22 protein-coding genes, 1 tRNA gene, 1 pseudogene and 1 riboswitch are annotated in these 26,341 nt (G+C 36.4%); of the genes and pseudogenes, 6 read left to right on the top strand and 18 right to left on the bottom strand.

Features of this window, described 5'->3' with window-relative positions:
• Positions 1–27 precede the first annotated feature (27 nt).
• Complete coding sequence (gene proC, locus AC0L8O_RS14505; protein WP_473448901.1) at positions 28–876, bottom strand: pyrroline-5-carboxylate reductase; 849 nt, start codon at positions 874–876, stop codon at positions 28–30.
• A gap of 483 nt (positions 877–1,359) precedes the next feature.
• Between proC and AC0L8O_RS14510 the strand changes: the two genes are divergently transcribed.
• Both AC0L8O_RS14510 and AC0L8O_RS14515 read left to right on the top strand, forming a co-directional pair.
• Positions 1,360–2,118: a SurA N-terminal domain-containing protein gene (locus tag AC0L8O_RS14510; protein WP_473443270.1), complete on the top strand. Its 759-nt coding sequence runs from the start codon at positions 1,360–1,362 to the stop codon at positions 2,116–2,118.
• A gap of 103 nt (positions 2,119–2,221) precedes the next feature.
• Positions 2,222–2,307 (top strand) — tRNA-OTHER (locus AC0L8O_RS14515).
• 1 nt (position 2,308) lies between these two features.
• Here AC0L8O_RS14515 and AC0L8O_RS14520 read toward each other — a convergent pair.
• From AC0L8O_RS14520 to AC0L8O_RS14545, 6 genes are all read right to left on the bottom strand, one after another.
• The gene (locus tag AC0L8O_RS14520; protein ID WP_473443272.1) at positions 2,309–3,343 is read right to left on the bottom strand and encodes an ABC transporter substrate-binding protein; all 1,035 of its coding nucleotides are present in this window, start codon (positions 3,341–3,343) and stop codon (positions 2,309–2,311) included.
• Positions 3,325–4,077, bottom strand: a complete 753-nt coding sequence (locus AC0L8O_RS14525; RefSeq protein ID WP_473443274.1) for an ABC transporter permease — start codon at positions 4,075–4,077, stop codon at positions 3,325–3,327. Before AC0L8O_RS14525 ends, AC0L8O_RS14520 begins: the two co-directional genes overlap by 19 nt.
• Complete coding sequence (locus AC0L8O_RS14530) at positions 4,074–4,844, bottom strand: ABC transporter ATP-binding protein (protein WP_473443276.1); 771 nt, start codon at positions 4,842–4,844, stop codon at positions 4,074–4,076. The genes AC0L8O_RS14525 and AC0L8O_RS14530 overlap by 4 nt, the downstream gene beginning before the upstream one ends.
• The gene (gene tenA / locus AC0L8O_RS14535) at positions 4,837–5,511 is read right to left on the bottom strand and encodes a thiaminase II (protein WP_473443278.1); all 675 of its coding nucleotides are present in this window, start codon (positions 5,509–5,511) and stop codon (positions 4,837–4,839) included. Before tenA ends, AC0L8O_RS14530 begins: the two co-directional genes overlap by 8 nt.
• The gene (locus AC0L8O_RS14540; protein ID WP_473443280.1) at positions 5,512–6,804 is read right to left on the bottom strand and encodes an acetylornithine deacetylase; all 1,293 of its coding nucleotides are present in this window, start codon (positions 6,802–6,804) and stop codon (positions 5,512–5,514) included.
• A gap of 114 nt (positions 6,805–6,918) precedes the next feature.
• A riboswitch (TPP riboswitch) is annotated at positions 6,919–7,020 on the bottom strand.
• Between the two features lie 70 nt (positions 7,021–7,090).
• Positions 7,091–8,059 carry a bile acid:sodium symporter family protein gene (locus AC0L8O_RS14545; protein WP_473443282.1) on the bottom strand — a complete coding sequence of 323 codons (969 nt, stop codon included), beginning with the start codon at positions 8,057–8,059 and terminating at the stop codon, positions 7,091–7,093.
• Positions 8,060–8,266: 207 nt separating this feature from the next.
• On the opposite strand from AC0L8O_RS14545, the gene AC0L8O_RS14550 reads away from it, so the two are divergent.
• Both AC0L8O_RS14550 and AC0L8O_RS14555 read left to right on the top strand, forming a co-directional pair.
• Positions 8,267–9,112 (top strand): hypothetical protein, encoded by an 846-nt coding sequence (locus AC0L8O_RS14550; RefSeq protein WP_473443284.1) that lies wholly within the window; start codon positions 8,267–8,269, stop codon positions 9,110–9,112.
• Between the two features lie 36 nt (positions 9,113–9,148).
• Positions 9,149–9,994 carry a VanW family protein gene (locus tag AC0L8O_RS14555; protein ID WP_473448903.1) on the top strand — a complete coding sequence of 282 codons (846 nt, stop codon included), beginning with the start codon at positions 9,149–9,151 and terminating at the stop codon, positions 9,992–9,994.
• Positions 9,995–10,045: 51 nt separating this feature from the next.
• Here the strand turns inward: AC0L8O_RS14555 and xylB are convergent, their stop codons facing one another.
• Positions 10,046–11,545: a xylulokinase gene (gene xylB / locus AC0L8O_RS14560; RefSeq protein WP_473443286.1), complete on the bottom strand. Its 1,500-nt coding sequence runs from the start codon at positions 11,543–11,545 to the stop codon at positions 10,046–10,048.
• A 221-nt stretch (positions 11,546–11,766) separates the two neighbouring features.
• Between xylB and AC0L8O_RS14565 the strand changes: the two genes are divergently transcribed.
• Positions 11,767–12,924, top strand: a complete 1,158-nt coding sequence (locus AC0L8O_RS14565; protein WP_473443287.1) for an ROK family protein — start codon at positions 11,767–11,769, stop codon at positions 12,922–12,924.
• Positions 12,925–13,256: 332 nt separating this feature from the next.
• Here the strand turns inward: AC0L8O_RS14565 and AC0L8O_RS14570 are convergent, their stop codons facing one another.
• Positions 13,257–14,468, bottom strand: coding sequence for an alanyl-tRNA editing protein (locus AC0L8O_RS14570; RefSeq protein WP_473443289.1), 1,212 nt, complete (start codon positions 14,466–14,468; stop codon positions 13,257–13,259).
• A gap of 90 nt (positions 14,469–14,558) precedes the next feature.
• Here AC0L8O_RS14570 and AC0L8O_RS14575 point away from each other — a divergent pair, with 90 nt between their 5' ends.
• Positions 14,559–14,810, top strand: a complete 252-nt coding sequence (locus AC0L8O_RS14575; protein WP_473443291.1) for a small, acid-soluble spore protein, alpha/beta type — start codon at positions 14,559–14,561, stop codon at positions 14,808–14,810.
• A gap of 49 nt (positions 14,811–14,859) precedes the next feature.
• Here AC0L8O_RS14575 and AC0L8O_RS14580 read toward each other — a convergent pair whose 3' ends face one another.
• From AC0L8O_RS14580 to AC0L8O_RS14620, 9 genes and pseudogenes are all read right to left on the bottom strand, one after another.
• Positions 14,860–15,564, bottom strand: coding sequence for an HAD family hydrolase (locus AC0L8O_RS14580; protein WP_473443293.1), 705 nt, complete (start codon positions 15,562–15,564; stop codon positions 14,860–14,862).
• Positions 15,557–16,780 (bottom strand): sn-glycerol-1-phosphate dehydrogenase, encoded by a 1,224-nt coding sequence (locus AC0L8O_RS14585; protein WP_473443295.1) that lies wholly within the window; start codon positions 16,778–16,780, stop codon positions 15,557–15,559. Before AC0L8O_RS14585 ends, AC0L8O_RS14580 begins: the two co-directional genes overlap by 8 nt.
• Positions 16,781–16,827: 47 nt before the next feature.
• Positions 16,828–17,939, bottom strand: a pseudogene (locus AC0L8O_RS14590) (substrate-binding domain-containing protein).
• Between the two features lie 171 nt (positions 17,940–18,110).
• Positions 18,111–19,238, bottom strand: coding sequence for a multiple monosaccharide ABC transporter permease (gene mmsB, locus AC0L8O_RS14595; protein WP_473448905.1), 1,128 nt, complete (start codon positions 19,236–19,238; stop codon positions 18,111–18,113).
• Between the two features lie 83 nt (positions 19,239–19,321).
• Positions 19,322–20,857, bottom strand: coding sequence for a multiple monosaccharide ABC transporter ATP-binding protein (gene mmsA / locus AC0L8O_RS14600; protein ID WP_473443297.1), 1,536 nt, complete (start codon positions 20,855–20,857; stop codon positions 19,322–19,324).
• A 41-nt stretch (positions 20,858–20,898) separates the two neighbouring features.
• Positions 20,899–21,981, bottom strand: coding sequence for a multiple monosaccharide ABC transporter substrate-binding protein (chvE, locus tag AC0L8O_RS14605; RefSeq protein WP_473443299.1), 1,083 nt, complete (start codon positions 21,979–21,981; stop codon positions 20,899–20,901).
• A 308-nt stretch (positions 21,982–22,289) separates the two neighbouring features.
• A complete protein-coding gene (locus AC0L8O_RS14610) occupies positions 22,290–23,507 on the bottom strand; it encodes a response regulator transcription factor (protein ID WP_473443301.1) in 1,218 nt (405 codons plus the stop codon).
• A gap of 23 nt (positions 23,508–23,530) precedes the next feature.
• Positions 23,531–25,309 carry a cache domain-containing sensor histidine kinase gene (locus tag AC0L8O_RS14615; protein ID WP_473443303.1) on the bottom strand — a complete coding sequence of 593 codons (1,779 nt, stop codon included), beginning with the start codon at positions 25,307–25,309 and terminating at the stop codon, positions 23,531–23,533.
• A 27-nt stretch (positions 25,310–25,336) separates the two neighbouring features.
• Positions 25,337–26,335: a substrate-binding domain-containing protein gene (locus AC0L8O_RS14620; protein WP_473443305.1), complete on the bottom strand. Its 999-nt coding sequence runs from the start codon at positions 26,333–26,335 to the stop codon at positions 25,337–25,339.
• Positions 26,336–26,341: the final 6 nt, after the last annotated feature.

The following is a 26,341-nucleotide window of genomic DNA, read 5'->3' on the forward strand; positions in this document are numbered from 1 at the left end:
ATCATTTTTATCTCTATTTTCAATCTGTTATTTCGAATTCACTAAAAGACTTTCTTGGATTTGCTCACTTATTTCTTTTGAACGAATGGCGGCATGTTCAACAGCTTTGGCAATTGCCTTGCCTCCGCCATTCTCATCAAGTGCTTTTAGACCTGCAGCAGTCGTGCCGTTTGGTGATGTTACCTTTTCTCTTAAGATTGTTGGTGTTTCACCTTGTGATTGAACCATTGTTGCTGCACCCTTGATTGTTTGAGCGATGATTTTTCTCGTTGTCTCCACATCAAATCCAGCCTTTGCACCTTGCTGCTCCATATGCTCCATTAAATAGTAAAAATATGCGGGTCCGCTTCCTGCAAGACCTGTAAAAACATCCATATCCATTTCATCGATTGTGTAGACTTCACCGATGCATTCTAATAATGTTTTAGTTAAAACGACATTGTTTTCTGATGTTTCATGACCTGGGGATATGGCAGTAGCTGATTCACCGATAGCACTTGATGTGTTCGGCATGACTCGGACTACCTGCTGGCCAATATGAAGGTTTTGTTCAAGATATGTTGTTGTAATTCCAGCTAGTACTGATAATATGAGTTGGTTTGGTTTGATCTGTTGCTTGATTCCTCTTAATGCCTGATCTACATCTTTTGGCTTCATTGCCAGAATAATGACATCTATTTGGTCAAACTGTAAGTCTTCTAATTTACAAATGTTAATACCATAAATAGCTTCTAAAGCAGCTAATCGTTCTGCATTTGACCGGTTTGTGGCAACAATCTGATGTATTGGAAATTTTTCTGATTTTACAAGTCCAGATATCATCGCCTCTGCCATAGAACCTGCGCCTATAAACGCAACTGTTTTATCGTGTAGCATCTCATCTCTCCAATTTCGTTCGTATTTTTGTTCGTATTTTTGCTCACGTTTTAATACTAACACGATGATTTTCATAATCAAGGTGTTCAAGTAATGTTGTGAGTATTTCTTCCAATTAGTTAGTGTAAGCGTTGCCATTTATCCGTATATTCTTTTAAAAGCGTCTCAGACGTCTCTAACGCTTCTCATCCCCTTATATCAAGATTAGATTTTTTAAATTTTCATACAATTGTCTAGTTGCCGGGTTGTTTGGATACAATGATTTGTACTTTTTAAGAAATTTTTAACTTGGACTGTTGTTTATCTCATTTTTCCATTAATTAAACCAATTTGGGTTTTTATACCGATAACTTTAACCACTTAAAAACTACTATCTTCTATTAAATCATTTGAAAACCTTTCATTTTTTCGTTAACTATTATACAATTCCTAGTATGTACCTATGTCTTGAATGTTTCGTAGGATTGAAAGGAGTTTTTCAAGTTGAAAAAATTTTTACTAGCACTATTCGTCGGAATCCTTTCTTTATCACTTGCTGCTTGCAACAATGATGAAGATAAAGCAAAGGAAAAGGAAAAGGAAACAGAAGAAAAAGCTACCGGAGAAGAAGAAGCAGCTGTTGATCCTAAGGAGATGCAAAAAAAGCTTGATGCACAAAAGGTAGAAGAAGATACAGTTGTTGCAATTGTAAATGGCAAAGAAATTAAAGGTAATGAATATAACGACGCTTTAAGTATGTCACAAATGCAATTTACTAGTATGGGACAAGACCCGACAACTGAAGAACTGGCAACACAATTAAGAGACTATACACTTGAAAGCCTTGTAGGACAAACTCTTATTATGCAGGAAATTGAGAAAAAAGGTTACGAAGCGAAAGAAGAAGATATTAATAAACAGCTGGATACTTTAAAGGCTAAATATGAAAATGATGATGCCTTTAATGAAGCATTAAAGGCAAATAACCTTACTCTAGATGAACTTAAATCTCAAATTGCCGACACAGTAAAGTATGATCAATATGTCAAGAACGACTTAAAGGTAGAAGAAGTAACTGATAAAGAAGTAAAAGAATATTATGACAAAATGACAAGTTCCGGGGAAGAATCAGCAGAAACTCCAAAGTACGAAGATGTTAAGGATACATTAAAAACTAACCTTGAAGGTCAAAAAACACAAGAAAAACTTGCAGCAAAAGTAGAGGAGCTTCGTGAAACAGCGAAGATTGAGTTAAAAATATAAACAATGAATCAAAAAACGGTTGTTCAAATTGAACAACCGTTTTTTGATATACATGTTAAAGTTCACTTGAATAAAATGTTCAAAATTGCACACACTAACATTAGGACTTGTAGCTCAATGTGTAGAGCGGTCAACAGTTACACCGTTAACTTGTTGTACATTTTGTGGGTTCAAATCCCACCAAGTCCTTCTATTCCTCTTTTGCGATATTCACAAAGATATCCTCTATAATAGGTTCTTTTTCAATTAATCCTGCATCCTTTAACCATTTAATCGTTTTTTCCCATTGTTGTTGATTCTGACTACCAAATCCTTCTTCTGATTTCATCAGAGGTAATAAGATATCTAAGCTCTGATCTTCAACATCTTTTACAAGCGGAAAATTCGACTCATCTTGGTTTTTTAATAATATCTGTAAGGCTTCATCTGGATTTTCTGCAGTAAATTGATATCCTTTCGTTGCAGCTCTCCAAAAAGCCTCGATTGATTCCTGCTCTTTTTCCCATGTTTGATCACTTGTTACCGCTACAAGCTCATAGTAGTTTGGGACTCCAAACTCGGTGGGATTGATGTTACGCGTTTTATAACCTTCATGAGCTAGCACTGGTACCTCATGATTAATATATGCACCAATGACAGCATCTACTTTTTTACTGACAATAGAAGAGCCTAGCTCAAAGCCGACATCAATCATTTCAACATTTTCAGGGTTTCCTCCATCTGCTTTTACCATTGAATTTATTAGAGATTCATTTAGAGGAATTCCCGGAAATCCCACAGTTTTCCCTTCTAAATCCTTCGGAGATTGTATCTTGCTATCTTCCAAAAAAATGACACGATTTAAGGGTGATCGAACAATTGCACCTACTGATTTAATCTTAATATCTTGATTTGCACGAGCAATGATCACATCTGGTTGATAGGAAATACCTAAAGTGATTTTTCCTGCAGCAGCTAAATTAATAGGGTCTGTAGGGTTAGCCGGGAATTGAATATCTACATTCAGTCCTTCTTCTTCAAAGTATCCTTTTTCTTTAGCAATGTATAAAAAGCTATGAACAGCATTAGGATACCAATCAAGCATAATACTAACATCCTTTAATTCTTCTTTCCCTGCTTCTCCACCCGTATCAGTTGTACTTGTTTTGTTGGAACATGCGGATAAAATAACTAAAGATAAACCTATGAACAATACGAAAGCTTTTTTCAATCTGTTTTCCTCCATTTAAACATCTTTTTTTCTATGAGTGTTACAATAAGAAATAATCCAATTCCTACTAATGAGAGAATGACAATTGGAGCAAAAACACCAGCTCCATCAAATTGAGTCATCATTCTTCTACTAAAATAACCTAAACCCGCTTGAGCCCCAATCCATTCGCCAATAGCAGCACCTATAACACTTAATGTAACAGCGACCTTTAACCCTGATAAAAAATACGGCGCACACCCGGGAATCTGAAGCTTAAAGAAAATATCTTTTTTACTCGCTCCCATTGTCAATAGCATTTCTTTATATTCCTTGCTTGTTGCTTTAAGACCATCATATGTATTTACCGTTATAGGGAAAAACGTAATAAGAACAGTCACAATAACTTTACTCCAAATCGAGTAGCCAAACCAAAGAACAAATATGGGGGCAAGTGCAATAATTGGTATGGTTTGAGATGAAATAATCAAAGGATATAATGTTTTTTCAACCGTACTACTTACACTCATCCAAATTGCCAGGCCTACTCCAAAGAAAATCGATAAACTTAACCCGATGATGATAATTAGAAAGGTAGCAGGTAAATGTTCTAAAAATAACGGTTCTTTTATGTCCCAAATTTTCATCATTACATCTGTTGGCGTAGGAAGGATAAACCCCATATTCAGCAATTCTGCACCTATTTCCCAGACGACTAATAACAGGACGATAAGACTAAATGAGGCACCATATTTATGTATCCATTTCATAGTTTCTGCCTCGTTCGCAACTCATCCAATAGTTCATCTTTTAATTGGAGAATATCTGGTTGATTCAAGTCTTTTATATTTCTGGGTCGAAGTAACGGAATCTTGATTTCTTTTAAATTCGTTGTAGGTGATTCAGAAAACACAAAAATACGATCTGATAAAAATAATGCTTCATTCACATCATGAGTAATAAACAAAATCGTTTCGTTCCGCTTTTGCCATTGAGCTAATAACCATTCCTGAAGTGATAATTTTGTAATTGCATCTAATGCACTGAAAGGCTCATCAAGTAATAGAATGTTAGACCCGCTTAATATTGTTCTTAAAAAAGATACACGTTGCCTCATTCCCCCTGATAAATCACTTGGAAAATGATTTTCCACTCCTTTAAGACCAAATTCATCTAATAGCATGATCACTTTTTGATATGCCTCCCGCTTTTTCAGCCCTTTAATCTCAAGTGGGAGTGCTGCATTTTCTACAATTGTCCGCCAAGGTAAGAGTAAGTCTTGCTGAGGCATGTACCCTACCTGTCCCAGTCTATTGATAACAAGCTGATTTCGCAGGAAAATCTCACCTTCACTTGGTTGTTCCAATCCTGTGATTAATTTAAATAATGTACTTTTTCCAGACCCGCTTGGCCCAAGAAAACTGATAAATTCCCCCTCATATAGTTCCAGATTCAAGTTTTTAAGAATTGGCTTTTGCAAGTCATCCTTTTCGTAGTGAAAACTAATATTATGAAATTGTAGTATTTTATTAGTCATTAATCGGCCACATCTCTTCATGGTAAGCCATATCCCAAAACATATATTCAAAGCGAGTAGTATTCAGAAAAATTTCTTCTAATTTACATAACTCTGCTTCTGGTTTCCCTTCTGCACATTCATCCATTAAATCAATGCACCAAGTGGCAAGCTGACCAAATTCGACTGAAGCATACATTGTAATCCACTCACCGTAAAATTCTTGGTCACATGCTTCCTTCTTTTTTGCTAAATCCTTACCTATCTCCCAGTAGCTCCACATGCATGGAAGCAAAGCAGCAACTAACTCAGCAAGTGTTCCGTTTTGACTTACATGTAACATATAATGCGTATAGGCGAGAGTTGTTGGAGAAGGTTTTGCTTCTTCTAGTTCTTGAGTTGTAATGCCAAATTTTTCCGCATATTGTCTATGAAGTTCCATCTCATCATTTAATGTGGAATGTAACAATTCAGCAAAACGTGCCATTGTCTTCACATCTGTAGCTTTAACTGCACCTAATGCAAATACCTTCGCATATTCAATTAAATACAAATAATCCTGAATCATATAAAATCGAAACTTTTCTTTTGCAAGTGTTCCATCTCCCATCCCTTGAACAAAAGGATGAGCATGATTTTGTTCCCAAATAGGCTTCACTTTATCATAAAGTCTTTGACTAAATTTCATTTAGGACATCCCCTTCTCTTTTTTATCTGTATGGCTCCATTCATAAATAAACAATAAAATCGATTTTGTGAATTCAACTAATTCATCTATAGACAATTGTTCGTTTACAGAATGAGCATGATGCAATTTTCCCGGTCCATATATTACTGTCGGGATTCCCGCCTCTGCCAACCATCCCCCATCTGTTACCGTTGGAGAAACATCTACAATCACTGATTTTTGCAAGACTGATTCATGTGTGGAACCTAATAGCTTTACAGCAGGATGGGTTGGATCTACTTCTAATGAAGGGAAAATCTCTCCTCTATCTATAATCATTGATTTGCCACCCCATTCGAAGTGCGGTGGATGATCTCTAAGCCACGGATCAGACTTTGCAACATGCAGAATATGCTCTTCAATTTCCTGAATAATCTTTTGATGTGATTCGTTCGGATAATAGTGAACCGTGATCCATAAGCGACATTCGTCAGCGATAAACGCAGCATGTCGTCCCCCTTCAATTACTGCCGGATTAATCGTATTAGTGCCCGGTAAAAAGCCAGGATAGCTTTTTGTCACAGCCCAATGACGCTCGAGCTCCTGAAGTCCTTGAATAATCTTGGTCATTTTTTCAATTGCACTTGCTGCAAAAAGATTTCCACCTGCATGAATCATTTGACGTCTTGTCGCATCATGATAAGTTTGTGAGCTTTTGATTGTAATCCATCCGGTAATGACCCCTCCTTGACCTTGAATATGTAAATCACTTGTATCTACAACAACTGCGAAATCAGCTGTATAACCTCTATTGCAACATTCTAAAGTCCCAGCCTCTCCTACTTCTTCTCCTATGACAGATTGAAAAATGAGATCACCGGGAAGTTCAATTCCTTCCTCTTGTAATAATTGAATAGCAAACAATGCGCCCGCTAATCCACCTTTCATGTCTGCCGCACCACGACCAACAATCATCCCATCCTTTACAATTGGAATAAAGGGATTTGTTTCCCATTGCTCATCTTCATGTACTTCAGCTACATCAATATGTCCATTAATAATTAAGCTTTTATAAGAAGCAGACTGAGTGCCTTTTTTAATACCAACAACGTTTGGATCATTTGGATATACATCCCACATATCAATTGAAAAACCTTTTTGCTTTAAAAAATCCGCAATGAACAGTTGTGCTTCCTCTGTATTTCGAGCCGGCGGTGCCGGGGTTTTAAATTCAATTAATTTTTGTACGAAAGAAACCAACTCATCTTTACGATCATGGACACTTTCAACTAATTGAGTAATCGATTTCGCCAAGCAAACTCTCCTCCTTTTTCCAAATAAAAAACCACTTCTACTTGAGAAGTGGTTTGAATGGCATAAAATAATGGTATAAAACTATAGCAATCAAGGCTATAAATCTACCAAATATGTAATCAAACACCGCTTCCCTCCGCTAGTATTATCTAGATCAGGTAATAAGGGTCAAGGCATTTGCCTCTCTCAGCTTTAACAGCTCCCCTAGTGGTGAATCTATTGATATAAAATTAGTTGATTCTCATTATTTTTAACATAATCTTTCCTTTTTGGCAATGTTATATTGTTATGGTGTAGCTGAAAAATGATTTTTTACATCTTGTTTTTGATCTAATATGTGAAACAAAAAACCAAATAAGGAGGCTAAAATTTGTTGGAATAACATCCCCAGTACAACGGGTACCGCAACAGCTGCAGGAAAATACTGAACAGCAATGACTGCACCGGCACTAATGTTGCGCATACCGCCTGTAAACAACATGACAACCTGTGTCTCCCTGTCTCTTTTAAGAAAAATTCCTAATCCCCACGCAATAACATACCCTAAGCATGCCAGAAAAAACACCGTTAACGCGATTAACATTAATTTAACACTAAATTCTTTTATATAAGGAGAGATAACAGCTCCGTTAATCATAACGACAGTGGCAAGAGCAAGCTTTGAAAACGGTGCTAATGTTTTGCCAGCCTTTACACTTTTCCCTTTCGTAAGATGATTTGTCAACATACCTAAAAGCGAAGGAATAACAACCATAAAGAATAATCCATACATAATATCCATGACATTAATTTGTACATTTTGACCAACAAAAAGAGATAGTGTAAATGGCACTAAAAAAGGTGACAGCATGGTATCAAATAAAATTATGGATAAAGCAAGTCCAATATTCCCTTTATAAATCGTTACCCATATAAAGCTTGTAATTCCTGTTGGAATGACAGAAGCTAAGACAAAACCGGTAATTGTTAAATGATCATTTGGATAAAAACTTTGGCCGACTAACCAAGCAATTAAAGGCATAATTAAATGCAATAACAAAATAATCACAAATAATGGGAGGGGTTTTTTAATGACTCCTTTAAGGGATGAAAAATTTGACCCGAGACTGCCTGTTAACGTCATAAAGGCAAATAACCATGGAATGAGAAATGTGAAAGCTAACAGCTTATCTGCAAGTAACACACCTGTTACTACACTGATTGGTGTAATGACTGGCATCCACTTTTCAAGCTGTCGATTTATTTTATATAGCATAATGCATTCTCCTATTCGGAAAAATATCATGATGAAAAACTATGTATATGCAATTGTACCAGAAAGTAGAGGTCATTTGTGTTTTCAAATGAATATCATCTGCAAAATGTAAAAAGTTTCTATATTTTTCCTCCCTTAAATTGCGATGATTTACGAAATTTTACGCAAAATAACCGTAATGAATGCTTGCGATGGAGTTGAAGGAAGTTGAAAAAAACCTTAGTTATTTGCTTATTTCTTTTATCCCTAACTTATAAACATACATATGGAATAGCAGGCGATAAAGCATCTGTTCATCCCATTAGCTTTGAACCGGAACTACCTAATTGGGAAGAAGTGAAGAAAGTGATTCCCCGTCAATCTACGTTCACAGTAATTGATGTGGATACCGGAAAGAAATTTGATGTTCAAAGAAGAGCGGGAAGCGGTCATGCCGATGTACAACCTTTAACAAAAGAAGATACCGTTATTATGAAAGTAATTTATAACGGCAATTGGAGCTGGCGGAGACGTGCGGTCCTTATTCAAGTCAAAGACCGTCTTATTCCTGCTTCAATGCATGGAATGCCACATGGAGCAGGTGCACTCCAAAATGGTTTTCCCGGACATTTTTGCATCCACTTTTCTGAAAGTAAAACACATCGAACAGGTAAACTGGATTTGTCACATCACATTATGATCTTAAAGGCTGCAGGGAAATTTGATGAATATGTCACAACACTTACACCTGAACAATCATTAGAAGTATTTCTATTAACTGTTAAAAACAATGACAAAGAATTAAGTAAGAAAATGGTTTTATCCAATCATAAAAATCTAAATCAATCATTTGTATTTTTAAATGATATCGAAGGAATGCAATGGTCTATAAAAGAGACAAACCAAGATGCTTCACTCTCTCTATCCAAAAAAGTCTCTGCTGATATGAAAATTTACTTAAAGACTGTAGGTCCAGTGAAAGTGAAACAAACCTTTACCTTAGTGAGAATTTCCCCGTTTTCTTCATGGAAGGTTATAGTTGACCCTTTCTTGGAAAAAATACCGAAATCCTAGATCCAGGAAGAAATCGGAGGTTGAATTTATTTGTATATGTTACTTGCACTATTCATGCTGATCGGACAACCTGTAGAAGTATCTGATAATCTGTCGATCACTTATGAAGGAAAAGAAATCAAATCATTGCATCGTTCTGAAGTTGCTCTTTCTCCTTTTCAGTATGATTTTATTGATGAATCTAAATTTAATGAATTAACTGATTCATTAGAATCCAACGTTTTCAGAGAACCAGTAAACGCGTCTCTAGATCCTCATGGACGACTAATTAGTGAAAAAACGGGGATAAAATTAAATCGTGAATTGTGGAAGAAAACATTTTATACACGCTATTTTTCCGAAGGTCCTTCAACAATTGAATTACCAACAGTAACACTTTATCCGAAGGTAGATAGTGAGCTCCTTTCTTCTATTAAAGAAAAGATGGTTGGGCAATATGTCACTTTCTTTAATAGCAGAAATGGAGAACGAACTCATAATATTAAATTAGCGTCAGATGCTATAAATAATTATGTTATCTTCCCCGGAGAGATTTTCTCGTTTAATGCAGTGGTAGGTAAAAGAACCGTCGAAAAAGGTTACTTACCAGCTCCAGTAATAGTTAGAGGGGAATTATCCGAAGGAATTGGCGGGGGAATTTGTCAAGTATCATCAACCCTTTTTAATGCAGTAGATAAAGCCGGTGTCAAGATTCTCGAGCGATACTCTCATAGTCGGAAAGTTCCATACGTACCTCCTAACCGGGACGCAACTGTTAGTTGGTATGGACCAGATTTCACATTTAAGAACGAATATAATCAACCTTTACTTGTCCGTTCCAAGGTGATTGGTGGACAGCTTATTGTCACCATTTTTTCTTCTGATACGATTCAAATTAAATAACAGAAAAAGGATCAGGTCTCCCTTCTACCATGAGCTCCTGATCCTTATGTTTTACTTTCTAAAGGCTCTCAGCCCTTCATTTAATGATTTTGTCTGGTTGTAAACTTCTTTATAAAGAGTAAAAAGTTCTTTATATTTTTCAACATTCTCTGGAATTGGTTCATATGTTTTTTCAGGCTGAATGAAGATATCAGCAATTCCTTGTAATGATTCAGCCCATCCTGCTCCATATGCCGCAAGAATGGCAGCACCTATACCCGGACCTTGCTCACTTTTTAACTTGATAATTTTAGCGTTGAAAACATCTGCTTGAATTTGCAGCCATGTATCATTTTTTGCTCCCCCTCCTATTGAAATGACACTTCCGATTTCTTTTCCGCTTTCACGGAAAATATTTATTGACTCATTAAGCGAAAATGTAATTCCCTCTATAACAGCACGTGCAAAATCCTTTTTCTTATGTGATCCTTCCATTCCAATAAAGCTGGCCCGTATCGTAGGATCGGCATGAGGAGTTCTTTCACCTACCAAGTATGGAGTAAACAGCAAACCATTTGATCCGACTGGTACATCTCCAATCCCGTCTAACAAAGCTTCAAATGATTCATTCTCAGCAAATACATCCTTAAACCAGCTTAAACTATATCCAGCTGCAAGTGTAACCCCCATCGTATAGAAGGCATTTTCTTTTCCATGATTAAAATAATGGACTTTTCCTGAAAAGTCACGATCATTACGTTCTTCGTATGATAGTACAACACCTGATGTACCTACACTACAAAGGGTATTACCTTCTGATAAAATACCGGAACCAATTGCACCACATGCATTATCAGCACCACCGGCAAAGACCTTTGTTTCTGTTGAAAGACCGGTTTGTCGGGCATATTCCTCTGTAATTTGACCCACACATTCATGTGATTCAACCAATGGCGGGCAAAAATCAATATTCAGTTCGAATAAATCACAAATATCTTGACTCCATGACTTATCTCCGACATTTAACAACAATGTGCCTGCTGCATCTGAATATTCACTATGTACCTTTCCAGTCATACGAAAGCGTAGATAGTCCTTCGGCAGCATAAATACTGCTGCTTTTTCAAAAATTTGAGGTTCATGCTCTTTAACCCATAAAATTTTAGGTAGTGTAAAGCCTTCCAATGCAGGATTTTTTGTTATATCTAGTAAGCGCTCTGTACCGACAACCTCATAAATCCTTTGACATTGATCAGTTGTTCTTACATCATTCCAAAGGATAGCATTTCTTAATACTTGATTGTTGTTATCAAGAAGAACTAATCCATGCATTTGTCCTGAAAAACTAATCCCTTCAATATCAGCCACATTACCTTTGAATGTTTGAACAAGTTCGGCAAGTCCTTCTCTTGTTTTTTCAACCCATTGCTCAGGCTCCTGCTCACTGTACCCTGACTTTTCATGAATCAAAGGATAGGATTTTGAAACTTCTTGTGCGATTGTTCCTTGTTGATCCATTAATATCACTTTTACTGCACTTGTACCTAAATCAACCCCGATTACATATTTCATTTTGTCTCCCCCATTGTTTCTTATTTATCAAAAAAAATATATACTTCTTATCAACGGTATAATTCTCGTTTAAGTAAACCCTTACAACACTGATCTGTTGACGTCTCTACTACTCCAAAGACTAGTTAAAATTATATCATTGAGAGTGAAGTTTGTCTATCCATTAAACTAAGTTTGTACTATAATAAAAAGTAGAATAACATTGAAAATAGGTGAAGCATTTGAAGTCGATTACTTGGAATCAGCAAGTTGTAAAGAAAAATAATACAGCGCTTGTTTTTCAAACGATTACCCAGCATGAGCCCATTTCAAGAGCAGATATTGCCCAGCAATCTGGATTAAATAAAGCAACCGTCTCCTCACTTGTAAATGAGTTGTTAGAAAAAGAGTTAGTGTATGAATCTGGTCCGGGTGAATCTAGTGGTGGACGCAGGCCGGTTCTTCTTCACTACCATGCAACAGCTGGCTATTCAATTGGAATTGATCTAGGCGTGAATTATATTCTGGGTGTTGTCACTGACCTAAAAGGAAGTATTGTCATTGAACATCATGTAAAAGTAAAAAATACAGATTTTCTGGCAGTCAACGAACAGATAAGAAATATGATTATTTATTTAATGAAAGATCTACCTAAAACACCTTATGGAGTTGTTGGAATCGGGATCGGTATACCCGGGATTGTCGATAAACAAGGAAGCATCCTCCTTGCACCAAACCTTGGTTGGAAAAATTGCGAAATAAAATCATTATTAGAGGAAGAATTTCAGATACCCGTTATCATTATGAATGAAGCCAATGCAGGAGCGTATGGCGAAAAGCAATTTGGTGTCGGACATGACTATAAAGATATTATGTATGTAAGCGCAGGGATTGGAATTGGTGTTGGTTTAATTCTTAATAATGAATTATACCAGGGCCTTAATGGATTCTCTGGTGAGCTCGGTCATATGGTCATTGAAATAAATGGTATTCCTTGCAGATGTGGCAGCAGGGGCTGTTGGGAAACATATGCTTCTGAGCATGCACTCCTAAAACGAGCAGAATCAGATATTAGCCTAGAAGAATTAATTACATTGGCAAAAGAAAAAGACAAAAAGGCAATATCACTTTTTCATGAAATTGGAACTTATCTCGGCTATGGAATTAATAACATTATCAATACTTTTAATCCTGAGCAAATTATTATTGGTAATCGATTAGCAATGGCCGAAGAGTGGATAAAACAGCCAGTTTTAGATATTGTTTACTCTCAATCACTCTTTTTCCAGCAACAGGATTTACAGATTGATTTTTCAAAGCATTCTACCCACTCAGCTGCACTGGGTGTTGCAGCACTTACAACTGAGAGTTTTATCCATAGAGAATTACAGGAATTTTAAAGGTCGTTCTTGCCTCTCTGAAACGACTCCCTCTTAATAAAACAAAAAAATCCGGATTCCTATTGGAAACCGGATTGTTTGTTATAAAGGGTTTTGCCGCGATTGCCGCATCGTAAAATTATAGAGTTTTAAACCACCACTCCTACAAGTGGGTGTTCGCAGAAGATTTCGTATCGTCCTCAACATAATGGAGGCATGATATTCCGACTTCAATGTAAAACTCCCTATTTCAGCTTAAAGGTTAAAACTTTATAAAGGATGCGTACAGCGCAGCTTGTATAGTTATAATACTAGAAATAATAGATGAATGCAATAGGATATTTTGACATTTTTTATATTAATGTTGATTTTATCGTTTCTATTAGTTGCTTCATAAGCTCATCTGAAGGTAGTACATTTTCTCCGCCTCCCTGGACAAACGAAGGTCTTCCTCCTCCTTTTCCATGAATCAATGGTAATACAGCCTTTAACACTATGTTCAAATTAATGTCTATATCATCAGTACGTGCACAAACGATCTGAATTTTATCTTGTTGCTTACAAATGAGAATAACGATAAGGTTAGATCGGTTTGTTACAAGATCCTTCGCAAGATTTTGCAAGTCATCGATTGGTCTGTCCTGAAAAACTTCTTTAACTAAAAATTGTTCAAATAAGGGTTCTGCTTTTAAAAAAAGCTCCTTTGCTTCAAATTGAATAGCCTTTGTTGTTAGTTCATCAACTTTGTCTTCTAAATGTTTTGTTGTTTGCAGAAGTCTATCAACTGCCACATTTAATTGTTCCTGTGGAGCACTTAGTTGTGAGCTTAGTTTTTGAATGATTTCATGCTTCTTATTCAGTTGTTTCAGTACTCTATGACCACAAACAAAATGAACACGTACCAGCTTTTTCTGTTTTTCAATATGAAGAATCTTTAAAGCACTGATCTCACCTGTAGATTTCGGATGTGTACCACCACAACCGTTATAATCAATTTCGGGAATGACTACAAGGCGAATATTTTCAGAAACAGCCAGATCTTTACGAAGTGTATATGTCAATAATTCTTCAGTATCCTTAATCCACTTCGAATGAATAGGTCGATTTTCCAAAATAAGTTGATTTGTTAACTCCTCAGCCTTCTGTATCTCTTCGGTTGTAAGAGTTTTAGTATCAAGATCAATTGTAGACAGTTCCTTTCCGAGGTGAAAACTTTTCGTTTTATACCCAAGGTGATCCTCAAAAACTGCTGTCAAAAGGTGTTGACCTGCATGTTGCTGCATATGATCAAACCGACGAATCCAATCAATATGACCAACAATTGCTTCCTTTTCTATTGGAGGTCCTTCAAGGTAGTGCCGCAACTCTCCTTCTACTTCTTCTACATCTATAACACTTTTTCCGTTTATTGTTCCAGTGTCGTGCGGCTGTCCCCCTCCAGTCGGATAGAAAGCTGTTTCCTTTAAAACAATATAATTTCTACCATTATCATCGATCCCTTTTTTCACTACTTCTGAGTTAAAAGACGTTTGGTAGGCATTGTTATAAAATAATTTTCTCGTCATATACAAACACTCACTTTAATAGAGATTTATTTTTACTATAGCATAGATTCAGCCTTTACTAGAAAAACTATAAACAAAGGGGGGAATGTGATGGCAAAGCGAAATAAGTTACTTGTCCCTGAGTCGAGAGAACAAGTAAATCAATTAAAGGCAAAGGTAGCAAACAGTACCACCGCAACTGAAGCTAAATTTGAGGCTGCTAAAGAGCTGGGGATTCCATTAAGTGATGGAAATAATGGGGATTTAACATCTAAACAAGCCGGCAAAATAGGCGGGAAGCTCGGGGGCAATATGGTTCGAGAAATGATAAAATTAGCAGAACAGCAGTTGAAGCAGGAATAAAGTAGAAGGAGGATGATATGTTTTTAACACTTCATCCTTTTTCATGTTGTTATTTTAATTGTAATAACTCATCAATCTCTGTAACTGTTTCATTCGGGAGATGATGTGTTAGTGGTTTTCTTTTTCGATGATTGAACCAAATACATTTCCACCCTGCTTCTATTGGTGGGACAATATCATTTTCCCATGTATCCCCAATATATAGACATTTACTTGGAGTAAGATTTAATTTTGTTTGGACATATTCGAATACTCGTTTATCTGGTTTAGCAATCCCTATACCATCAGAAATAAACATTCGTTCTTCAGGTACGATATGATCAATCCCTAGGGCGACTAATTTCTTCATCTGATGAGCAACAGGTCCATTTGTAATAATACCAACAACCTTCCCCTTGTCCTGCAGAGACTTAAGAAGTGACGGTATTTCTGAAAATGGAGTAATTATCTTTTGCTCATATTCATAACGTTCTTGAATAGCTATGGCTTTTTCTTTTGATAGTAAGATACCGAAGTCTTTACATGCAGAAGTTAGCCTCTCAATACGAAGCTCTTCTAAATTAAGTGATCCTTTTACATGAAGCTTCCATAGCACATCACTATAATAGCGTACTTGTTTATAAAACGGTACAATTTGAGAATTTTCCAGTCCTATTTGCTGGTTTGTTAACGCTTTTTCGAAAGGTAATAATTGATCATATAAAGTATCATCCAAATCGAAAAAGACAGCATCCGCGCTTGTAAAACTATGCATGTTGATGTGCTCCTATATGTTCATTCCAAAATTTTAACATCGTGTAGCGGCTTCTTATTTTATGAGCATTCTTAAGACTTTCGATCACTAACTGTTCGTCAATACCTAAATCCAGTGGTTTAACAGCACCACCAAGCTTTCCTAGTTGATCACCAATGTAAGAACTTTCCGGTAAGGAAGCTAAAACAGTTAATATCTCATCTCGGTTTTCTAACACTTTCAGTAGCTTGTCTTTTTTTCCAACAGGAAGTGCTTCTAATTGTTGCTTACTAGCAACAAGTTCTTTGAATCTCTTTTTATACAAGTCTAGAATAACCTGTGAAGAAACACCGACCTTAGCTCCATGCAAAACCTGTGGCTTATGTTGCTGAAGAAACTTCATTTCCCACAAATGGGACACATGATGTTCACCACCTGATGCTGGAGATGAATGTCCGACGATTAGCATTGCATAGCCTGATTGAATCAAAGCTTCAATGAGAATCCTGATTCCTTTACGATCACCTTGAGCAATTTCATTAATATGATTTTCACATTCTTTCAACGCTTCCCTCGTTAATCTGGCAGATAGCGGGCAATATGGCTCACCATTTACCAGATGAGAAAACCTCCAATCCGCTAGTGATGTATGCTTACCAATCATATCCCCAAATCCGGCAGCAATCATTTCTTTTGGAGCAGCTTGTAGAATTGATATATCAGCAAATAATGCGATAGGCGTTTGCATTTGATACGTGGTTTTCATTCCTTTAATAACAACAGGTGCTCCCATTGAGTTAAATCCGTCCACTGAAGGTGCTGTTGGGACTGAGATAAAAGGTTTTCCCATTTTATAGCTGGAGAATCTCGCAATATCGTGAATTGTTCCCGCTCCAACAGCAATAACAACATCAGTATCTTGTGGTATACCAAGCATGGCCTCAATTAATGAGACCTCATCAGCCACTACATCACCTTGATCATTTGGTTGAATAACAACAACTTGATGAGGAATTGCAGATTCTATAAGCAGAGAGGTAAGCTTTTCTCCTGCGACTTGATAAGTTGTTGAATCAGCAACGACTGTTACATGTTGAAGGTTTTTTTCTGACAGATAGGTTATTGTTTCTGTTAAGGCATTATGGCTAATGACCACTTTTTCGATGACCACATCAATATGCTTGTTTCCACATGTACATGCTTTCGATTGTTCCTTTAAATCATTTAGTGAAATCACTACACATCCCCCTTAGTTTTTCAGTTTTCGAATCAAAATCAAAAAAATCAAATTAGATGATTAATTGTGATAGATCTTGTTGAATTTCGAATAACTAACTCAGGTTCATAGATTTTTTGATTATTTTCCACGATTTTTCTATCGCGGTTTTCTACTGCTGCAACAATCCATTGTGCCGCTTCCAATCCCATCTCTGTTTTTGGATGAGTAACAGATGTAATTTTGGTTTCAGATGCTTCTGCTAGGTACGAATCATCGTATCCTACAATTGAAATATCCTCAGGTACCTTTAATTCAAGTTCCCGTAAAACATTCAACACACTAATCGCTATCTCATCATTGTAGCAAACAATTCCTGTTGGCTTCTTTTCTTCTGAAATGAGCACATCTTTTAGTTTGTTGACTAAAATTTTGTCTTTTTCCTCAGTTGTATATGTAATGATCATCTCGGGAAAAAATGAGATTTCATTTTCACGAAAAGCTCTAATAAACCCTTGCATCCTGTTTAACCCCTGAATATCATCACTTTTAAAGAGCCCGATTATTTTTCGATGACCCTGCTTGATCAAATGTTCAGTTGCTATAAAACCGCCTTTCTCATCGTTAAGTATGAGATGAGGGGGATTTAATTGTGGATAATATTGGTTGATCATTAAATAAGGAATTTCATTTTGTTCCATTTGTAAATAATAATGAAGATTAGGATTATAGCTGCTGCTTCTCGTCGGCTCGACAATTAACCCATCAATATTACGGCTTAACATTGATTCCAGACATATCCTTTCTTTTTCAGGATTGTTGTCAGTACAAGCAAATGTTAAGGAGTAACCATGATCTGATAAATATGACTCAATTCCTTTTATAATAGAAGGAAAGATATAGTCTGTTACATAAGTTGTTATCACACCGATGTTTTTGCCAGTTGGGCTTGAGTTTTTTTCCGGCGTTGCGAGACGAAGGTACCCGCTCCCTGCTCACGATACAACCACCCTTCATGAACTAGGTCACCAACAGCTTGTCTTACCGTATGTCTACTCACTTCAAACAGTTTCACAAGTTCATTTTCCGAATGAATTTTTTCTCCCGGCAAAACCTTCCCCTCAGTAATCCACTCTTTGACTTTTTGTTTCACCATGCTGACTTTCGTTTGCTGCGCCATTCTGTCACCACTTTCAGCTTGTATGTTTCCGCACTAACTTATTCGTACAACTATTTCCATTATATACTATGAAGCAGACATTTAAAATGAATAGTTGCGAATATTAGTAGAAGATGATTCCTAACAAGTAAAGAGGGATCCGCATCATTTGACCGGATCCCTCTTACTTATTTAAGAAGCTTTATTTTTATTATAGATATCAAATGCTACAGCAAGTAGTAATACCAATCCTTTAATTCCTTGCTGCCAGTCAATTCCCAATCCTAGTAATGACATCCCGTTATTCATGATCCCCATCACAAGACCACCGATAATAGCACCGGGAACAGTTCCAATTCCTCCATATGCAGATGCTCCGCCGATAAAGCATGCAGCGATTGCATCTAGTTCAAATAAGTTACCCGCTTTAGGTGTTGCAGCATTTAAACGTGCTGCAAATAATAGACCTGATAGTGCAGAAAGTACACCCATATTTACAAAAACCCAGAATGTCATGCGTTTTGTTTTAATTCCTGATAACTGTGCAGCTTTTTCGTTACCTCCAATTGCATAAACATGACGACCTGCTTTTGTTTTATTTGTAACAAATGTATAGAGAATAACTAAAACTCCGAGGATAATTAAAATATTCGGAATTCCCTCATACGTTGCTAATACATACGTGAAAATGTTTAAAATTGCCACAAGTCCAACAAGTTTTAAAACAAACATACCTGTTGAGGAAACTTCAACATTATATTTCATTTCTGTTCGTCTGCTTTTTATTTGGGTGAAAACATAAATAATTGATAATGCAAATCCAATAATTAGTGTTAAAACATGGATTGATCCGCTTCCGATATCAGGTATAAATCCTGAGCTGATTTTTTGGAAAGATTCAGGGAATGGTGCAATGGATTTTCCTTCAAGGACGATCATCGTCGCACCTCTGAACAATAGCATTCCTGCCAACGTTACGATAAACGCCGGGATTTTCACATAAGCAATCCAAAACCCTTGCCATGCGCCGATAATGGCACCTACTAGTAAAGAGATGATAACTGCCAGGAAGGTTGGCATTTCATAGTTTACCATCAAAATAGCTGATATTGCTCCAACAAAGGCTGCAACAGAACCAACCGATAAGTCAATATGCCCTGTAATAATTACTAATACCATTCCAATTGCCAGAACTAAAATATAGCTATTTTGCAAAATTAAGTTTGTAATATTTAGCGGTTTTAATAGTAACCCATCTGTTAAAACTTGAAACAAAATCATTATAAAGACTAAAGCAATGATCATGCTATATTGACGCATATTGTTTTGAATTACTGATTTCCAAATGGAGTCATTGTTTAATCCTGGTGTTTTTTGTAGTTGATTTTGCGGTTGCATCATAACTACCTCCTTACCTTACTTTTTGTCATATAAGTCATAAGCTTTTCTTGATTTGCTTCCTCTTTTGTTACTTCACCAGTGATACTTCCCTCATTCATCACATAGATTCGGTCACACATGCCTAATAATTCCGGTAACTCTGAGGAAATCATAAGAATTCCTTTTCCGGCCATCGCCAGATCATTGATAATAGAGTAAATTTCATATTTTGCCCCTACATCAATTCCTCGTGTTGGCTCATCTAAAATTAAAATATCCGGTTCAGAGAAAATCCATTTACTTAATACAATCTTTTGTTGATTTCCTCCACTTAAATTTCCTGCCTTTTGGTAGATACTTGGTGTTTTTATACGTAATTTCTTTTTATATTCTTCAGCGACCATAATCTCTTTATTTTTGTCTAAGATTGATTGCTTTGAAATTTTATCTAAGCTTGCTAGTGTAATGTTTTGTCTAATATCATCCATTAGGATGAGCCCATTTCCTTTACGATCCTCTGAAACATATGCCATGCCTTGGTTGATCGCTGATGTAACATCGTTAAATTCAACTTCTGCTCCATCCTTAAACATTTGTCCGGTAATCTTCTTTCCATATGATTTACCGAAGATGCTCATAGCGAGCTCTGTACGACCAGCCCCCATTAGTCCGGCAACCCCTACAATTTCTCCCTTTCGAATGGAGATCGTAACATCATCGATAACTTTTCGATCTGAGTGTAAAGGATGATATACATTCCAGTTTTTCACTTCAAAGAAAGTTTCTCCGATTTTAGGAGTTCGTTCAGGATAACGGTTAGTTAAATCCCTTCCAACCATACCTTTGATAATGCGATCCTCCGTAACATTGTCTTTTTTCACATCAAGTGTTTCGATTGTTTGCCCGTCTCGTAGAATCGTGATTGAATCCGCTACCTTTTCAATCTCATTTAATTTATGAGAGATGATAATTGCGGACATTCCTTGTTTTTTGAATTCTAACAGAAGATTTAATAGATTTTCACTATCATCTTCATTTAATGAAGCTGTTGGCTCATCAAGGATAAGCAGCTTCACTTCCTTTGATAACGCTTTTGCAATTTCGACTAATTGTTGCTTTCCGACTCCAATGTCATCGACCTTGGTATTAGGTGATTCGGTTAGTCCTACCTTTTGCAGCAGTTCACGTGTTTTCATTGTCGTGATATTCCAATTAATGACACCTTTAGAGGCAATTTCGTTTCCGAGAAAAATATTTTCTGCGATCGAAAGCTCTGGGATCAACGCAAGTTCTTGGTGGATGATGACGACCCCCAGCTCTTCACTTTGTTTTATATCCTTAAACTCACAAACAGAGTCTTTAAATAAAATATCTCCAGTATAGGATCCGTGCGGATAAACTCCACTTAATACCTTCATTAAGGTGGATTTACCTGCCCCATTTTCACCACAAAGAGCATGAATTTCTCCTTCTTTTACTTTTAGGTTCACGTTTTCAAGTGCTTTTACACCTGGAAACTCTTTTGTGATATTCCGCATTTCTAGAATGATCTTTGACATTTTTCCCACCTACATTCAATGTTTTTCTTTCGAATGATGAATCATTGTCCAAGCTGTTCTTCTGTATAATATCCACTTTCAACTAGTACAGAGTCATAGTTCGTTTTATCAACAGAGACTGGCTTTAAAAGGTAGGCTGGAACGACTTTTTCACCATTGTGATATGTTTCCTTATCATTAACTTCTGCTTGTTCGCCGTTCAATAGGGCACTGGCCATTTCTACCGCTTTTTTTGCTAGTTCTCTTGTATCCTTGAACACGGTTTGTGTTTGTCTTTCATTAATGATTGATTTAATTGATGCAAGCTCTGCATCTTGTCCTGTTATGACAGGCATCGGCTGGTCTTCACTTCCATATCCAACACCGCGTAAAGATGAAATAACACCGATACTAATACCGTCATAAGGTGATAGCACAGCATCCACTCGTTCTGATGAGTAATAAGCACTTAATAAGTTGTCCATTCTAGATTGCGCCAAAGCACCATCCCATCTAAGTGTTGCCCCCTGTTGGAATTTTGTTTGTCCACTTTGCACAACCAATTTACCTGAATCAATATATGGCATTAGAATGGACATCGCTCCGTCAAAGAAGAAGTACGCATTATTGTCATCGGGTGATCCTGCGAAAATCTCTATATTGAACGGACCCTCTTCTTCTTTTAAGTTAAGTTTTTCTTCAATATATGTTCCTTGTAAAACCCCAACTTTGAAGTTATCAAACGTAGCATAATAATCTACATATTTGCTGTGCTGTATGAGGCGATCATAAGAAATGACTTTAATGCCCCTTTTATTTGCTCTTTCTAGTACACTTGATAAGCCTGAACGATCATCAATTGGTGCGATAACTAGTACATCCACACCCTTTGTAATCATATTTTCAATTTGTGCTGTTTGATTTTCTATTATATCTTCGGCATATTGTAAATCTGTTTGATAGCCAAGTTCTTCAAACATTTGCTTCATATTTTCACCGTCCTTCACCCATCTTTCAGACGATTTGGTTGGCATAGAAATTCCGATAAATCCTTTTGACTCTCCTGTTGACTTTTCAACTCCACATCCTGCCAGAGAAAAAATAATGACAAATAATAGAATTATTGATAACGTTTTCTTTCCCATGTAGGATTCCCCCTTTCTAAACGAAAAGTGTTCATTCCTTATAGTCGGAACTTCACTTCATTGCATTCATATATTAGATGAATTACTAAAAATATATCACCGCTTACATTTTTGGTCTTTTTAATAAATTAACTATTTTTATAATTATTTAACTTAATTTAAAACGCTTTCAATAATTCTGTTATTCTCAAAAACTGACTTTCCTTAATAAAGAGTCATAGGCTACAATCTTTGGAAAAAACAGCAATTAAATGGAGATTGTAAGCGTTATATAAACACAAAAAAAGCAGATAAATTTTACCTGCTTTTCATGTGACTTCTATTCCCATTTGTTTTCTGTATTTATTCGGCGAGACGCCCATTACTTTTTTAAATGCTGTACTAAAGTAATGTTGTGTGTCATAGCCTACTTGCTCGGAAATCTCAACAATAGGTAGATTGGTTGTGTTTAATAAATGAATTGCCCTTTTTATTCTCATGTTTGTTACAAGGTTGACAAAGGAGATGCCTAATTCTTGTTTAATCGTTCTACTTAGATACACTGGTGAGACTTGCAAAGTATTTGCGACAAAATCTAAATTAATGGATCGTTCCGAAAAATGTTCTTCAATATAATCTCTTGCCCGTCGAACGATAGGTGAAATGATAGACTCATTTTCTAAAGATTCCATACAATGCTTATAAGCCTCTGTTAAAGATGCTTGGCTAGAATCCACTTCCTTTATGGTAAAATGAATGGTTGTTTTAAGACTTTCTTTTAGTACTTGTTCGGTATTCTCAAATAAATTTCCTGCATGGTCGTTCCATATGAATAAAATAAACATCCCCATCTCATCACGAAATAAGACATGATCAGACGCTCCCAGCAGTTCTTTTACTTGATCATTAAGCGCTTTTTCAAATTTCTGTTTCTCTTTTTCACTCATTAGCGGTTTATTTGCAAGGTATTCAGAAGCCTGTATGACAGCAATGTGTGTTGGAAAAGTTGATGGTAGCTGTAAAAAAGAAAGCTGGCTTCTAACTTCCTCATCAGAAAAATTCCCATGTAGCCACTCCTGGCAAAATTGCTCTCTGAAGAGTGATTTATTTCGTTCAATTTGTTGATTTGCTATATCTAGATATTGTTTCTGTTGCAAGGTCTCTTCCAGCTCTTGCCGGACCCGCTCAAGCACTTCTCTTAATTGATTTGGAACAACTGGCTTTAAGATATAGTCAACTACGTTTAATCTAACTGCTTCTTGCGCATATGAAAATTCATCATGGCCTGTAATGATGATGATTTTACAATCCGGCAGCTTTTCACGAACTTGTTTAATTAAAGTAATTCCATCTATGATAGGCATATTTAAATCTGCCAGAAGAACATCAACAGAATGTTTCACCGCTAATTCAAACGCTTCTTCCCCGTCCTCGGCCTCTCCTTTTACTTCCATTTGAAGTGATGCCCAATCTACTGATTCGCGGATCCCTTCACGAATAACCGGTTCATCATCTGCAATTAAGACGTGTAATAAATGATGATTCACTTTTTGTTCCTCCATTTGAACCCTTATTTCCTATGAATTGGCAGGCGGATAGTCACTGTTGTCCCAACATCGGGTAGACTATCAATCTTTAATCCATAATTTTCTCCATATGTTAATTTAATTCTTGCTTGAACATTCATCATGCCATAGCCGAAATTAACCTTTTGATCGTGTTCTTTATAAAGAGAATTGAGTCTTTCATTTAGCATTGTTAGTTTTTCCTTAGGAATTCCCTTACCATCATCAGTGACGGTCAACAATAGACATTCATCAACCTCTTTTGCAGTTATTGATATATAACCAGGTCCTTTACGCTCTTTTATTCCATGGTAGATTGCATTTTCAACAATTGGTTGAAGAACAAGCTTTAGGATTTGAACATCTTGAAAACTCTCTTTAACATCAATAGAATATTTTAGTTTATCTCGATATCTCGCTTTTTGGATGCTCAAATAGCTTTGTATATGAGTGATTTCCTCTTTAAGATAAATAATATCATGCCCTTTATTGAGACCAATTCGAAATAATCTTGATAATGCTGTCACTACATCAGAAACATCTTCGGCTCCACGTTTACGCGCCATCCAGCTAATTGTATCCAATGTGTTATAGAGAAAATGCGGTTTAATATGTGCTTGAAGACTTCGAAGCTCCGCCTCTCGTTTTTGGCGTTCTTGCTTTTCTGATAATAATAGCAATTCATTTATTTTCTTTATCATATGATTGAAACTTTTACCCAGCATACCGATTTCATCTTGTCTCCCGCTCTCATATTGAATGGATAAATTTCCAGACTCTACCTCCTTCATCGACGACATCAACTGAAATATAGGCTTTGACATAGAGTTAGATAGATAATATGAAGCTGTAATCCCAAATAAACAAACAAAAAAGACAAAACAGATAACATAAAAGTGGATGGTTCTGACCTCATTTACGGATTCATCTGTAGAAAAAATGCCAACAGTTGTCCAATTAGTAAACGGAAGTTTTTGATAAATAAATTGAAAACCTTGATCATCTATTGTTTCAGAAAAATACCCCGAATCTTCTTCCTCTAATAAACGAGTTGGAGGGTTTACGACTAAAGGATTCGCCGGAGTGTATATGCTCTCTCCATTTTGATCAATGACCATTAAATAACCCGACTTCCCTAATCGGATATTTTTGGTTGCTTCAGCTATAACACGCAGTTTTAAGTCAATTAATACAACACCCATTACTTTTTGGGTTTCCGGCTCTAGTATTGCTCTCACTACCGTCACAACTTCATCATCTTCATAATTTATATGACTTGTTATATTCCTGTCCTTTGGGTGACCAACAATAGTAAAAATCCCTTCATTTTCAACCGCCTCTTTATACCATGACTCTTTTGACAAATTTTTATCGCTCTTTGGATAAAGCTCATTACTGATAAACTGACCATTGCTATTGACTACCAGTATTCCTGCAATTTCGGGATATAAAGTTGAAAGCCCTTGCATAAATTGTTTTATTGAATACCGCCCATCCTCAGTATTAGGTTGGGTGGAAGTTGTAAGAAACCCTTCAATCTCCGGGTCCATTGAAAGGAGATAGCTCACATTTTGCATATTATTCATGTATGATTCAAGTGTTTTATTTACCTGTCCGATCAATTGCAGGGTATGATCTGCTGCCTGTTTTTCCAAAATGCGTTCGACAGTATACCCTGTCAACAACCCTAACCCTATCGAAGGAACAATACTAATCACTAGTAATAACGCAATGACTTTGTGTTTGATTGATAGATTATTTAATTTATAAAAACGTTGTTTCATCACTTCATCCACTCATTCTTTCCTGAATCAGTTTGCATAATATTCTTGTATATTTTCTTTTGTCACGATCGACACACCTGTATCTACATAATCAGGTAGTTGTTGATCTTTTGGGATATTCAGTAATTCATTGTTTTGCTGAAACAAAAATTGAAGAGACCAATATCCCATATTCCAAGTTCCTTGAGCCACTGTTGCTGAAATGGATCCTTCACGGATTTTATCCAAGGTTGGTTTATCTGTATCAAAGCTAATAACCTTCATTTCATTTTTATTTTTATTTTCATCCGTTTGGATTGCCTCAGCTATTCCCACACCACCATTAGCTTCTGTTGCAAAAATCCCTTGTATATCCGGATCTTTTTTTACCAAATTGGCAGTAACTTCTTCAGAATACAACTCATCACCTTTTCCATCCTTGATCGCAACAACTTCCATCTCAGGATAGTCAGCTTGAATTGTCTCAACAAAACCATCTGTACGTTCCTGATGATTCAATTGATTAGGCAACGTGATAACAGCAACCTTCCCTTTTCCATTCAAAAGCTCCGCCATTTTATGAGCGCTAATCTCTCCTGCAGCGTAATTATTTGTACCTACAAACGAAAGCGCTTTACTTGAAGGTGCATCTGAATCAAATAAAACAACAGGAATCCCGGCATCCACTGCTTTATTTATTGTTGTATTTAATTTATAAGGGTCTATTGCAGAAATAGCAATTCCGGCCGGTTTTCTTGCGATTACCTGCTCTAAAACAGTAATTTGTTCATGAACATCATACTGGGTAGCTCCACGATACTCGACAGATACATCTAGCTCTTCCGCCGCATCTTCAAATCCTTTTATAGCACTCTTCCAATAATCGATTCCAGCCAAGAATGTAACCATCACATATTTTTCACTTCGGTCACCTTGAAACCGTTCACTTGAATTTGGATTTGATAAAGTATCCTTTAGGTGGAAATTATACAAGTAGAGAAAAAAGAGTAAAAATAAACATCCATAAACATATAAGAGCTTTTTCAATAGTTT

The sequence above is a fragment of the Metabacillus sp. KJ11-3 genome (assembly GCF_055808295.1).